This is a genomic window from Mycobacterium sp. H4Y, assembly GCF_000364405.1.
In the GTDB taxonomy this organism is placed as follows: domain Bacteria; phylum Actinomycetota; class Actinomycetes; order Mycobacteriales; family Mycobacteriaceae; genus Mycobacterium; species Mycobacterium intracellulare.
In genome coordinates this window covers 1,403,094-1,414,921 of the sequence record NZ_AKIG01000002.1, presented here as the reverse complement: position 1 = coordinate 1,414,921, position 11,828 = coordinate 1,403,094, and the positions used below count along the sequence as shown (strand labels likewise).

12 protein-coding genes are annotated in these 11,828 nt (G+C 66.1%); 6 read left to right on the top strand and 6 right to left on the bottom strand.

Going from position 1 to position 11,828, the window contains the following annotated elements:
* Positions 1 to 87: 87 nt before the first annotated feature.
* The 3 genes from W7U_RS20490 to W7U_RS20480 are packed head-to-tail and all read left to right on the top strand — an operon-like array spanning position 88 to position 3,328.
* Complete coding sequence (locus tag W7U_RS20490) at positions 88 to 1,188, top strand: hypothetical protein (protein WP_008262029.1); 1,101 nt, start codon at positions 88 to 90, stop codon at positions 1,186 to 1,188.
* A gap of 16 nt (positions 1,189 to 1,204) precedes the next feature.
* On the top strand, positions 1,205 to 1,957 hold the full coding sequence (locus W7U_RS20485) for a glucose 1-dehydrogenase (RefSeq protein ID WP_008262027.1): 753 nt from the start codon (positions 1,205 to 1,207) through the stop codon (positions 1,955 to 1,957).
* A 21-nt stretch (positions 1,958 to 1,978) separates the two neighbouring features.
* A complete protein-coding gene (locus W7U_RS20480; RefSeq protein WP_008262024.1) occupies positions 1,979 to 3,328 on the top strand; it encodes an FAD-binding oxidoreductase in 1,350 nt (449 codons plus the stop codon).
* A gap of 85 nt (positions 3,329 to 3,413) precedes the next feature.
* Here W7U_RS20480 and W7U_RS25785 read toward each other — a convergent pair whose 3' ends face one another.
* From W7U_RS25785 to W7U_RS20455, 6 genes are all read right to left on the bottom strand, one after another.
* Complete coding sequence (locus tag W7U_RS25785) at positions 3,414 to 3,797, bottom strand: hypothetical protein (protein ID WP_008262021.1); 384 nt, start codon at positions 3,795 to 3,797, stop codon at positions 3,414 to 3,416.
* Positions 3,798 to 3,832: 35 nt separating this feature from the next.
* The gene (locus W7U_RS20475; protein ID WP_232525863.1) at positions 3,833 to 5,368 is read right to left on the bottom strand and encodes a GNAT family N-acetyltransferase; all 1,536 of its coding nucleotides are present in this window, start codon (positions 5,366 to 5,368) and stop codon (positions 3,833 to 3,835) included.
* Between the two features lie 533 nt (positions 5,369 to 5,901).
* Positions 5,902 to 6,447, bottom strand: a complete 546-nt coding sequence (locus W7U_RS20470; protein WP_008262018.1) for a TetR/AcrR family transcriptional regulator — start codon at positions 6,445 to 6,447, stop codon at positions 5,902 to 5,904.
* 15 nt (positions 6,448 to 6,462) lie between these two features.
* Positions 6,463 to 7,284 carry a thioesterase family protein gene (locus W7U_RS20465; RefSeq protein ID WP_008262015.1) on the bottom strand — a complete coding sequence of 274 codons (822 nt, stop codon included), beginning with the start codon at positions 7,282 to 7,284 and terminating at the stop codon, positions 6,463 to 6,465.
* Positions 7,285 to 7,302: 18 nt separating this feature from the next.
* The gene (locus tag W7U_RS20460) at positions 7,303 to 8,121 is read right to left on the bottom strand and encodes an SMP-30/gluconolactonase/LRE family protein (protein ID WP_008262013.1); all 819 of its coding nucleotides are present in this window, start codon (positions 8,119 to 8,121) and stop codon (positions 7,303 to 7,305) included.
* Positions 8,122 to 8,192: 71 nt separating this feature from the next.
* Entirely contained in the window at positions 8,193 to 8,669 is a 477-nt protein-coding gene (locus tag W7U_RS20455; RefSeq protein WP_008262011.1) for a polyketide cyclase, read from the bottom strand.
* Positions 8,670 to 8,801: 132 nt separating this feature from the next.
* Here W7U_RS20455 and W7U_RS20450 point away from each other — a divergent pair, with 132 nt between their 5' ends.
* From W7U_RS20450 to W7U_RS20440, 3 genes are read left to right on the top strand one after another with little or no spacing between them, the layout of a single operon-like run.
* A complete protein-coding gene (locus tag W7U_RS20450) occupies positions 8,802 to 9,692 on the top strand; it encodes an acyl-CoA thioesterase domain-containing protein (RefSeq protein WP_020188396.1) in 891 nt (296 codons plus the stop codon).
* Positions 9,693 to 9,708: 16 nt separating this feature from the next.
* Complete coding sequence (locus tag W7U_RS20445; RefSeq protein ID WP_008262006.1) at positions 9,709 to 10,629, top strand: LLM class F420-dependent oxidoreductase; 921 nt, start codon at positions 9,709 to 9,711, stop codon at positions 10,627 to 10,629.
* A complete protein-coding gene (locus tag W7U_RS20440; RefSeq protein WP_008262005.1) occupies positions 10,630 to 11,805 on the top strand; it encodes an acyl-CoA dehydrogenase family protein in 1,176 nt (391 codons plus the stop codon).
* Positions 11,806 to 11,828: the final 23 nt, after the last annotated feature.

The window sequence follows — 11,828 nt, the reverse complement described above, 5'->3', positions numbered from 1 at the left end:
GTCCACGGGCGGTCCGCAGGTATGCGCGCCCAAATTAATGGACTAGTGTCTAGAAACGTTTTGAGCGCTCAACGGACGGAGACTGTCATGGCGATCCGCGTCGCGCACGTCGGTACCGGCAACGTCGGTGGGCTGGCCCTCGCCGAACTGATCACCAACCCGCAGTTCGAGCTGACCGGGGTGTGCGTCTCCACCCCGGAAAAGGTGGGTAAGGACGCGGGCGAGCTGTGCGGCGTCGGCCTGGACGCCGGCGTGGTGACGGGCGTCGCGGCCGTCGACGACCTGGACGCCATCATCGCCGCCAAGCCCGAGTGCGTCGTCTACTGCGCGATGGGCGACACCCGGCTGCCCGAGGCCATGGCCGACGTGATGCGCATCCTGGCCGCCGGGATCAACGTCGTCGGGTCCTCGCCGGGGCTGCTGCAGTACCCGTGGGGCGTGATGCCCGACAAGTACATCGCCCGCGTGGAAGACGCTGCCAAGCAAGGCAATTCGAGCATCTTCATCAGCGGCGTCGACCCCGGGTTCGCCAACGACCTGATCCCGTTCGCGCTCGCCGGGACGTGTCAGCGCATCGAGCAGGTGCGCTGCATGGAGATTCACGACTACGCGTCCTACAACGGGACCGAGGTCATGGACTACATGGGATTCGCCAAGCCCATGGACGAGATCCCGATGCTGCTGCAGCCGGGCATCCTCAGCATCGCCTGGGGCACCGCGATCCGTCAGCTGGCGGCCGGCCTGGGCATCGAGGTCGACGAGATCACCGAGTCCTACCAGCGCGAGCCCGCGCCCGAGGACTTCGACATCGCGGTCGGCCGCGTCGCCAAGGGGACCGTGGCCGTGCTGCAGTTCGAGATCCGCGGCATGGTCAAGGGCCACCCCGCCATCGTCATCGAGCACGTCACCCGGCTGCGGCCCGACCTGCGCCCCGACCTGCCCCAGCCCGCCGCGGGCGACGGCTCCTACCGCGTCGAGATCACCGGCGAGCCGTCCTATGCGGTCGACATCATTCCCAGCAGCCGCAAGGGCGACCACAATCACGCCGCGATCGCGGGCGCCGCGGGCCGCGTCGTCAACGCCATCCCCGCGGTGATCGCGGCGCCCCCCGGCATCCGGACCACGCTCGACCTGCCGCTGGTCACCGGAAAAGGCCTTTACGCACCAAGCACTTTGGTGACCTCTTAATCGAAAGGAGCCCCCTGTGGGACGGGTAGACGGCAAAGTTGCGCTCATCAGTGGCGGTGCGCGCGGGATGGGCGCCGAGCACGCGCGGCTGCTGGCGGCCGAAGGCGCCAAGGTGGTGATCGGCGACATCCTCGACGACGAGGGAGAAGCCGTGGCCGCTGAAATCAATGCGATCGGTGACGCGGTGCGCTACGTGCACCTCGACGTCACCCAACCCGACCAGTGGGACGCCGCCGTGCAGACCGCGATCGGCGAATTCGGCAAGCTCAACGTGTTGGTCAACAACGCCGGGACCGTCGCGCTCGGCCCATTGAAGAGCTTCGATCTCGCCAAGTGGCAGAAGGTGATTGACGTCAACCTGACCGGGACGTTCCTGGGCATGCGGGTGGCCGTCGAGCCGATGATCGCGGCCGGGGGCGGCTCGATCATCAACGTCTCGTCCATCGAGGGCCTGCGCGGCGCGCCGATGGTGCATCCCTACGTCGCCTCCAAGTGGGCGGTGCGTGGCCTGGCCAAGTCCGCCGCCCTGGAACTGGCGCCGCACAACATCCGGGTCAACTCCGTGCACCCGGGCTTCATCCGCACCCCGATGACCAAGCACCTGCCCGAGGACATGGTGACCATCCCGCTCGGCCGCCCGGCCGAGTCCCGCGAGGTGTCGACCTTCATCCTGTTTTTGGCCAGCGACGAGTCGTCGTACGCCACCGGCAGCGAATTCGTCATGGACGGCGGCCTGGTCACCGACGTGCCGCACAAAAACCTGTTCTAGGGCGGTGCTATAACCGCGAGCATGCTGAGCACTTTGGCAAGCCTGGTCGGGCCGAACCACGTCGTCACCGACCCCGACGTGCTGGCGGCGCGCAGCGTCGACCACACCGGCCGTTACCGCGGGCGGGCCAGCGCGCTGGTGCGGCCGGGCTCGGGCGAGCAGGTCGCCGAGGTGCTGCGGGTGTGCCGCGACGCGGGCGCGCACGTGACGGTGCAGGGCGGCCGGACCTCGCTCGTGGCCGGCACCGTCCCCGAACACGACGACGTGTTGCTGTCCACCGAGCGGCTGCACGCCATCGGGGACGTCGACACCGTCGAGAGCCGCATCGAGGTCGGCGCCGGAGCCACCCTGGCCGCGGTGCAACGGGCTGCGGCCGCGGCCAATCTCGTGTTCGGCGTGGACCTGTCCGCCCGCGACACGGCGACCGTCGGCGGCATGGCGTCGACCAATGCCGGCGGCCTGCGCACCGTCCGGTACGGCAACATGGGCGAGCAGGTGATCGGCGTGCAGGTCGCGCTGCCCGACGGCTCGCTGCTGCGCCGCCACAGCCGGGTGCGCCGGGACAACACCGGCTATGACCTTCCGGCGCTGTTCGTGGGCGCCGAGGGCACGCTCGGCGTCATCACCGGGCTGGATCTGCGGCTGCATGCCATCCCCCCGCACCGGGTGACCGCCATCTGCGGATTCGCCGACCTCGACGCGCTGGTGGCCGCCGGCCGGATCTTCCGCGACGTGGATGGCATCGCGGCCCTGGAATTGATCGACGGCCGGGCCGCCGCGCTGACCCGCGAGCATCGCGGCGTCGGGGCCCCGGTCACCGGGGACTGGCTGCTGCTGGTGGAGCTGGCCGCCGACCATGACCAGACCGAGCGCCTCGCCGACTTGCTCGACAACGTGCCGATGCGCGGCGAGCCGGCGGTGGGCGTGGATCTCGTTGCGCAGCAACGGTTGTGGCAGGTGCGCGAATCGCTGGCCGAGGTGCTGGGCGTGTACGGTCCGCCGCTGAAGTTCGACGTGTCGCTGCCGTTGTCGGCGATCAGCGAATTCGAAAGGCACGCCGTTGAATTGGTCGCTATTCACGCCCCAGGGGCGCTGCCGGTGCTGTTCGGGCATATCGGCGAGGGCAACCTGCACCTGAACGTATTGCGTTGCCCGGGCGAGCAAGAGCGGGCGCTCTATGAGCCGATGATGGACCTCATCGCGCGGTGCGGCGGCAACGTCAGCTCCGAGCACGGCGTCGGCAGCCGCAAGCGGCCCTACCTCGCGATGTCACGCGAGCCCGCGGACATCGCCGCGATGCGCACGCTCAAGGCGGCGCTGGACCCGACGGGGTATCTCAACGCCGCGGTGTTGTTCGACCGATCGCCGTGATGCGTCCGCTACCAGAGGCAACGCCCACCAAGTTGAAGATCGACGCTACGAGATTGCCATCCTCCGTGTCGTGATTCTCTCGGTTTCAGGATGCTCCTGCAGGGACACGCGATGCATGCCTGTGTTCGCGCACGAAGTCGATCGTGCCAACATATGCGAAGCTTTGAGGTGGCACGCCAGAAGGTAAAAGTTCACCGATTGACATCGGAACTGCTAGACGAGTCGCGTTTTCGATTCGAATCCCGCTTCCCATCAAGGAATTCGCGTAATAGCGGTCGAAGTCGACGCGGTCGATGCAACCTACACGGTTAAATCGTCGCCAAAGACTAAGGGGCGCGGCGTTGACGGTGGCACCGACCTTGAAGTATCCGACAATCAGCTGGACCGGCGCTGTCGCGTACACCCACACAAGATCGACGTCCTTGGCTAGCGGCCGCTTACGGAACTCGATCTTCTTGCGGCCCTGCATAATCGCCTCTGCGTAGCGTGGGTGGACTGACATTACTACCTGTCGGCCAGTCGCTGATGAATCCATTTGGTGCCAGCCTCCCTCACTTGTTGAACGGTTTGCGGTGGTGCCTTTAATACTTCGTTCGCCTGCAACTCTGCCAAGGTCCACGGGGGATCGAGGACCCAATCCCTGCGGAACATAATGACAAGTACCTGTGACGAGTGTTGTGCGAGCAATTCCACATCCTCGGCGGTGTACACAGTGCGGCCACCAACCATGTTCATGACGTTTTCGGCTGATGCTGTTCGGTGCGTCTCCTCGGCGACGCCAACGACTTCCACCGTCTTGAAGCCCCCTGACCGATAGAAGAGGATAATGTCACCTGGCTCTATGTTGTTCGTTGAAGCATTGCACAAGTACGCCTTTCGAAGCGCATTCCCCCACGGTCTACTCTTCTCCCCTGCGAGGTCGGGAAAGACCAACTGGCCCATTGGCCCGGACATCGCACACTCTGGGAACAGCTGATTGTGCCAATGATTGCGGATGGGTATGACAAACGCGGAGGCAGCGGCTGATACCGCTGGGGGCCCGTACCGGATGTGATAGTCCAGTGGGTTCAATGTTTCGTCGCGCGGCTTGAACACCTTGACGAGCGTGGTCTCCCCTTTTTGCGACCGACCGGCACTGACGTATCCGAATTGGCCAAGGAAATCGATCAGAGGCTGGTGATGATCCCAAACCTCCACGTACGCGCTGCTGACATGGTGATCATGATGCGATTGAAGGACCGCCTTCAACAACAGCTCACCATATCTACTGCCGGAAAACTGTTGTGCCACTTTAAAAGTCGATATCTTGCTCACGGGATGCACGAAATCGTACTCGCAGTCATCCTCGCGGATCTTCACAATGGCGATCGCGGCGTATGTGCCATCGTCCTCCTTGACGACGAAACACTCGCGGTTGCTCGAATCTCCTTGCACTTTGGCAATCCATGCGTCGAAATTCTCGTAGTCGTCACGGATACTGCCGAAGATTTTCTGCTCCACGTCGAGCGCGTACGACGGCAAGTTCTCGACCTGCGGCGGCGGTGGAATGGCGGCGGGCTCGAAACCCTCAAGCATGGCCACTGCGTCTGCGAGGGTGAGGACACGTGTGCCCACGCCGATGCGCGTTGCCCTCTTTCGCAGGCGGCCGTCGTCGCTGACAAGGAAGTTAACCGAATTCGAATACAGCGAGGCCAGAATTCGTCGGTCGCGGTGGTCGTTCGTGTCGCGCTCAACAGGACCTAGTTCGTTGTCAATCGACGAATGGATCGGCGACTCAGCCAGCGTGTCAAACTTATCGATCTCTGCGAGACGCTGTTTGGCGCGGGCCGCGTCTTTGCCGCCCGCGAGTTCATCGCGACTGGCCGGGTGCACAAAGATGTAGTGCCGTTGCTTCATAGCCAAACGCATGAAGGCTGCTGCAGGACCCATGCCCGCTTCCATTTGGCCTGCAAACGGCTCTAGCGCGATAAGAGCGTTCGTGTCGAGGAGGAATCGCAGTGGTGAGGTCGGACCACCCGCATCTTCAACCTCATCCGCCACGGTCGCGATTATCGCCTTTGAACGAAACATTCGACCGCTGACACGCCCCGCAAAGCTTCGTGGTTGCTCGAATAAAGGCCTGCTGTTCCGGCTTTCCTTGGAGGTATGTGTGATTTCTCCTCCGACCCGGCGATGCTGACCGCGCCCGAGTGCCGGCGCGCACGCCCATAGCATTTGGTGAAAGGATCACATCGAGTCGTTTTCTCAAAGCGTCAGGCAACGCTCCGTTCGTTAATTGCATCATCGTTTTCGCGATGAACCGGTGGAGAAACCATGCCTTGATTGCCCAAAGGCCCTCGCTTGCAGTCCAATGAAACGGGCTAGCTCGACATCGAGCTATCTGACGTGCGGACAAAGGTTATGGTTAATCGCGGTTATCAACACAATTCAGTTGCATGCAGGACATTGTTAAGTGCTGGCGAGATGGACCGAGCTCAGTAATCCTCTGGCGCGACGGGTCTGGAGGGGCCTGCTGGACTTCTTACTATCGGTGCGGCTTGTTCGAATGTGTCACACCGCGCGACACCAAACGATCAGTTGCCCTTGATGCCGACGGCGTGCCGCAGCTGCGCCAGAAACTGGTCGGCGTCGTCGCTGCGCACGATGTAGTGCGAGATCGCGATCCGGATCACCGTCGCCGCCTTCACCGCGGAGTTGGGCCCGGGCAGGTGCCGCTGCAAGCCCTCGCGCATCTGCGGGATCACCCACGAGAACTGGGCGATGGTGTGCTCGGGCTCGACGTCGACCATGCGCACGCCGGAGTACGAATGCTGGTAATCGACGATGAACCGCAGCACGGCGTCGAGCTTGTCCACGCCCTTGAGGCCCGCGGTGGCCTTAACGAGGCCGCTTTCGAAGATCTGTCGCTCGTAGGCCGAAAACGCCGACAGCAACTCCTCTTTGGACGCGAACCAGCGGTACAGCGTCGGGCGGGAGACGCCCGCCTGGGTGGCCACGTCGGACAGGCTCAGCTTGGTCTTGCCGTTGCGGCCGAGCACCTCGGCGGTGGCCGCCAGAATGCGCTGACGGGTCGAGGTGTCGGTGTCGGCGATCGTCGTCGACCGGATCGGGTGGCTCATGTTTTCGCCTCCACGTTAGGCCCGAGGCGGGCGCCGGCGCACCAGCACCGACTGCTGGATGGCGCCGACCGCGCCCTGTTCGTCGAACAATGTGCCGATCGTCGTCCCGATCCCGTCCGGCCCGTAACTGGTTTCCGCCCTGATCCCGATCCAATCACCGTCGGGGACACGAAACACGTGCACGGCCAGATCGGTGTTGAGGAAGGTCCATTTGGTGATGTCCAGCTTGCTGCCGATGCCGTTGGCGCAGTCGGCGACCGCGAACAGCCGCTCCAGTTGGGTCATGGACTCGCCGTTGACCAGGTCGACGGTCGGGTTGATCCACGATTCGCCCGGGCCTTCGCTCAACGGCTCGGTCAGCCACAGCCACTCGAGGCTGTGCACGTAGTTGCGGTCCCAGTCCTTGGCCTTGAGGTTGCGGTCGTAGGCCTCGGCCCTCGGCCGGGGCAGGGGAGCCGCGGCGTGCGCGAGCTCCTCGGTGTCCTGGTGCTGCAACCGCCAACCGGTGGCGCGCGCCACCGGCCGGGGAGCGCCGTCGGGACCCGGCGCCAGCATCTCGGCGCTGACGAGTTCGATCTGCTTGCCGGGCCGTTGCACCTGCGAGCGGACCCACAGGTCGCCCTCGGCCGGCACCCCGCCCAGCAGGTCGATCACGACCCGGGACAGGCGGGTGTCGTCGCGCAGTTCGCACCGCTCCAGCGCCCGGACCAGCAGCCCCGACACCGGACCGCCGTGCTGGATCGCCGCCGACCAGGTGCCGCGCGCCAGGTCGGTCGCCCGGAACTTCTCGCCCGGCGCGTCGGCCGGGTCGATCAGCTCGTAGTAGGCGTCGGTCATCGTCAACCTCTTCGGGGGTCAGGGCAGGCCGGCGCCGGGAGTGGTCACCGTGACGGCGTCCAGCCGGGAAAGCCGGGTGCCGGCCAGGCGCTGAGGATAGGCGTCCGTGCTCGACAACAGAAACAGGGTGCGGCGCTGCGGGCCGCCGAGCGCGCAGGCGATGGCGACCCGATCGCCCATGTCGATCCGGTCGGTCACGTCCCCGCCCGCCACGATCCGCTCGAACTGGTGGGCCAGGGTCATCGACGTCCACACCCCGCCCTCGGCGTCGAGCGCGATGCCGTCGGGCGGCCCGTCCAGGCCGTCGGCGAAGATCCGGCGATCGGTCAGCCCACCGTCATCGCCGATCGAAAACGCGGTCAGCCGCCGGCCCGTCGACTCGGCGACGATCAGCGTCGTGCGGTCCGGCGTGATCACCATCCCGTTGGGGAAGTCGAGATCCTCGGCGACGACGGTCGCGCTGTCGTCGGGGTCGAGGCGGACGATCACGCCGCCGCGCAGCGCCTGGCATCCGATGTAGGCGCGGCCCACGTCGTCGATGACCATGTCACCGAGGTTGGCCGGCGCCACGTCGGCGAGATCGGCGATGGTGGCGACGCTTTCGCCGTCGTAGCGCAGCACCCGCCGGTCCTCGGTCGACGCGATCAGCAGCGAGCCGTCGGGACGGAAACCCAAGCCCGACGGCGAGTGCCCGGGCAACGGCAGCGTGGTCAGCGAGCCCCCCATGGTCGAGGTGTGGACCGCCTCGCCTAGCATGTCGGAGAACCACAGCAGGCCCTCGAACCAGCGCGGCCCCTCGCCGAAGCAGAACCCGTTGGCCAGCGGCTCGGGGATCATCCGCTCATGCCTTTGGCCAACCTTCCGCTTTACAAACACCGAAAAAGTGTCACGCACCGCGGGTACCGGTGTCAATCTGCCGACCGGGCGAGTTCTCGTGCGACGGCCTCGTGGTAGGCGTCGATCTTCGCCGGGTTGGCCTGGATGAAGAGCTGATCCGGCAGGGGCGCGTGCTTGTACGCCTCGATCGTCATGGTCCGGGAGAACAGCGTGACGTCCTGGCCCGGCCGGGTGAAGTGGTACGACACGGTGATCCTGCCCTCCATGCCGCCGTTCCCGTCGCGGTCATGGCCCAGGCGGCCGATCGAGGTGAACACGAACAGCGTCGGCCGCACGGCGGCGGCCAGCTGCCAGCGGAAGATCCGGTCGCCGTCGGGCCCCGCTTCCTCCCAGGTGTCACCCACCTTGAGGGGTAGGTCGGGCAACCCGCCGATGTGCGCGCTGCCGGGGTAGGTCTTGGTCCAGTTCAACGGGTTGGTGACGAAGTCGTAGACGGTCTCGGCGGACTGCGTGAACGCGGTCTCCGAAGTGGTGGTCACGATACCCAATGGCGTTGCCTCCCTGCGCTTTTCGTCGGCGGGCTAGTCCGCCGGGCCGCGGTCTTGTTAGCCAAGCTTTACAAATCCTACTCAAAGTGTCACGCTGAGCCCTGAGCTGCTAGCGCGAGAGGTGGAGCGGATTTGACGAAAGCTTCCGAGGAGTCTCAGCAGACCGAGTGGACGGTGCAAGGCCTGCTGGATCTGTTTGACGTGCAGGCCGACGGGCAGGACCGGTTCACCGGCGAGACCGGCATCGCCGGCGGCGACGAACGTCAGGTGGTGGAGGGCACCCAGGTGCTCGCCCAGGCGATTGTCGCGGTGGCCAAACGATTCCCGGACAAGTCGGTGCGCTCGGCGCACGCGGTGTTCTCCCGAGCCGTGACCGTCGGCCCGCCGATCGAGCTGATCCTCGACGTCGTGGCCGAGGGCCGGTCCACCGCCACCGCCGTCGTGGCCGTGCACCAGAACGGCCGCCGGTGCCTGAGCATCACGGTGCTGGCCGACGTCCCGACCGCCGACGTCATCCGTCACCACCTGCCGCGCCCCGAGGTGGCCGCGCCGGCCGACGCCAACCCCTCACCGATGCCGATGGTCGGCCGCGAGCTGCGCCTGGTGGACGTCGTCGACGTCAACAGCCCCGACGAGGTCGGCCCGCCGGAGCTCTACGCGTGGCTGCACTACGACCCCATCCCGACCCGCGACGACCTGGCCAAGGCGCTGCTGGCGTACTTCACCGGTCACCTGGGGATCTCCACCACCATGCGCGCGCACGAGGGCATCGGCACCGCCCAGGCGCACCTGACCGTGTCCACCGCGCCGATGAGCATCTCGGTCGCCTTCCACGAGCCGGCGCGCTGGAGCGGCTGGCTCCTCTACACCCACGAGAGCACCCAGGTGGGCGCGGGCATGTCGTACGTGCGCGGCACCGTGCACGCCGAGGAGGGGGAGCTGCTGGCGTCGTTCTCCCAGGAGGCGCTGATCCGCCCGCTGCGGACCAGCGACACCGCGATCGATTCCCGCGCGCGCTTCTGACGGCCGGAAAAGTCAGATGCGCTTCACCATCACCCACCCGATGCACAGCCATCCCTACAACCCGGAATTGGTCAGTGGGGACGGCATCGGCAAGGTGGCCGCGGCCACCGAAGCGGCCGGGATCCACGGCTTCGGCTTCACCGATCACCCCGCGCCGTCGCAGCGGTGGCTGGACGCGGGCGGGCATGACGCGTTAGACCCTTTCGTCGCACTGGGTTTCGCCGCCGCCACCACCTCCACCCTGCGGCTGATTCCCAACATCGTCGTGCTGCCGTACCGAAACCCGTTCGTGGTGGCCAAGTCCGGCGCCACCCTGGATCTGCTATCCGGCGGCCGCTTCACCCTCGCGGTGGGCGTGGGCTACCTCAAGCGCGAGTTCGCGGCGCTGGGCGTCAGCTACGACGAGCGCGCCGAGCTGTTCGAGGAAGCGCTGCAGGTGATCCGGACCGTCTGGACCGAAGACGACATCTCCTTTGAGGGCAAGCACTTCAGCGCGCGCGGCATCACCGCGCATCCCCGGCCGCTGAGCAGCCCGCACCCGCCGATCTGGATCGGCGGCAACACCACCGCGTCGCGCCAGCGGGTGGCGCAGTACGGCGACGGCTGGTGCCCGTTTCCCGCCCCGCCCCAGTTGGCGCAGACCGCGGGCACGGCCACCATCGACTCGGTGCAAAAGCTCGCCGAGGGCATCGAGGACCTGCGACGCAGATGCGATGCGGCGGGCCGGGATTGGACGGCGATCGACATCACCTTCACCAACTTCGAGGGCGGCAGCCCCGCCGATGACGCGTTCAACGCCGACGCGTACCTCGACGGCCTGGATAGGTTGGCGAAGCTGGGGGTGACGTGGGTCAGTGTCCACCTGCCCGGCGACAGCATGACGCATGCGCTCGAAACCCTCGACCGTTTCCGCACCCTCGTGATCGACGCGGCCTGAATGGACTTCTCCCGCGTCGCGCTCTCACCCGAGGACCAGGATTTCTACGATCAGTTCCGGGAGTTCATCGCCGAGCATGTCACCGATGAGGTGCGGCGGCGTGACCGGGAGACCGGTGAAAACTTCAGTGAACCGGTGCATTTGGCGTTGGGCGAAGCCGGTTATCTGGAATCGGACTGGAAGCTGGAGTCCGAGGGCGGCTTCAATCCGGTGCGCCGCCGGATCTTTCACCTCGAGATCGGTCGCGCCCACGCCCCGTGGTTCCACTGGGGCACCACGGCGGTCGTCGCGCGGTTGGTGCAGCAGTTCGGGGCGGCCGAACTCGTCGACGCGGTGCTGCCGGGCGTGCTGTCCGGCGAGATCCGGCTCTGCCTGGGCTACACCGAACCCGAGGGCGGCTCCGACGTCGCCACCTGCAAGACGCGAGCCGTGCGCGACGGCGACGCGTGGGTCATCAACGGGTCCAAGATGTTCACCTCGAACGCGCAGAACGCCAAGTACGTCTTCCTGCTCACCAACACCGATCCACAGGGACCCAAACACAAGAACCTGACCATGTTTCTGGTGCCGCTGGATTCGGAGGGCATCGAGATCCAGGGTATCCGCACGCTGGATGGTGACCGCACCAACATCGTGTACTACAGCGACGTGCGGGTCGATGACCTCTACCGGATCGGCGAGATCAACGGCGGCTGGACGGTGATGCGGTTCGCCCTCGACGCCGAACACGGCATCACCGAGGTCCAAGACCATGGCCTGCAGAACATTTCGATGCTCTCCGAGCACGGCCAGCTGATGGCCGAGGCGGCCGACGGGGTCGCCGCGATCCTGGCCACGCCCGATGCCGACGGGCGCCGCCCGATCGACGACGAGGCGACGAAATACCGCCTCGGGCGCGCCATGGCCCGGATCGAGGCGGCGATGTCGACTCCCGGGATGTACGGGCGCGTGGGCCTCATCCAGACCATGCGGGAGGTCTCCCAGGAATTGATGGACCTGCTGGGGACGGCCTCGGCATTGCCCACCGACACAACGGGTTCCGCGGACGACGGGGCCATCGAGTTCATCTTCCGCCACGGCGTGCCCGCCGGAATCTACGGCGGCACCATGGAGGTGTTCCGCAACATGATCGCCCAGCACGAGCTGGGGCTCGGGCGTCCCAGCTACGGCCGCTGACCTTTGCCGCGAGAGTGTCACCA

Coding starts and splice junctions, on each gene's coding strand:
- W7U_RS20490 (WP_008262029.1), top strand. CDS start 88: ATGGCGATCCGCGTCGCGCACGTCGGTACCGGCAACGTCGGTGGGCTG.
- W7U_RS20480 (WP_008262024.1), top strand. CDS start 1,979: ATGCTGAGCACTTTGGCAAGCCTGGTCGGGCCGAACCACGTCGTCACC.
- W7U_RS25785 (WP_008262021.1), bottom strand. CDS start 3,797: ATGCAGGGCCGCAAGAAGATCGAGTTCCGTAAGCGGCCGCTAGCCAAG.
- W7U_RS20470 (WP_008262018.1), bottom strand. CDS start 6,447: ATGAGCCACCCGATCCGGTCGACGACGATCGCCGACACCGACACCTCG.
- W7U_RS20465 (WP_008262015.1), bottom strand. CDS start 7,284: ATGACCGACGCCTACTACGAGCTGATCGACCCGGCCGACGCGCCGGGC.
- W7U_RS20460 (WP_008262013.1), bottom strand. CDS start 8,121: ATGATCCCCGAGCCGCTGGCCAACGGGTTCTGCTTCGGCGAGGGGCCG.
- W7U_RS20445 (WP_008262006.1), top strand. CDS start 9,709: ATGCGCTTCACCATCACCCACCCGATGCACAGCCATCCCTACAACCCG.
- W7U_RS20440 (WP_008262005.1), top strand. CDS start 10,630: ATGGACTTCTCCCGCGTCGCGCTCTCACCCGAGGACCAGGATTTCTAC.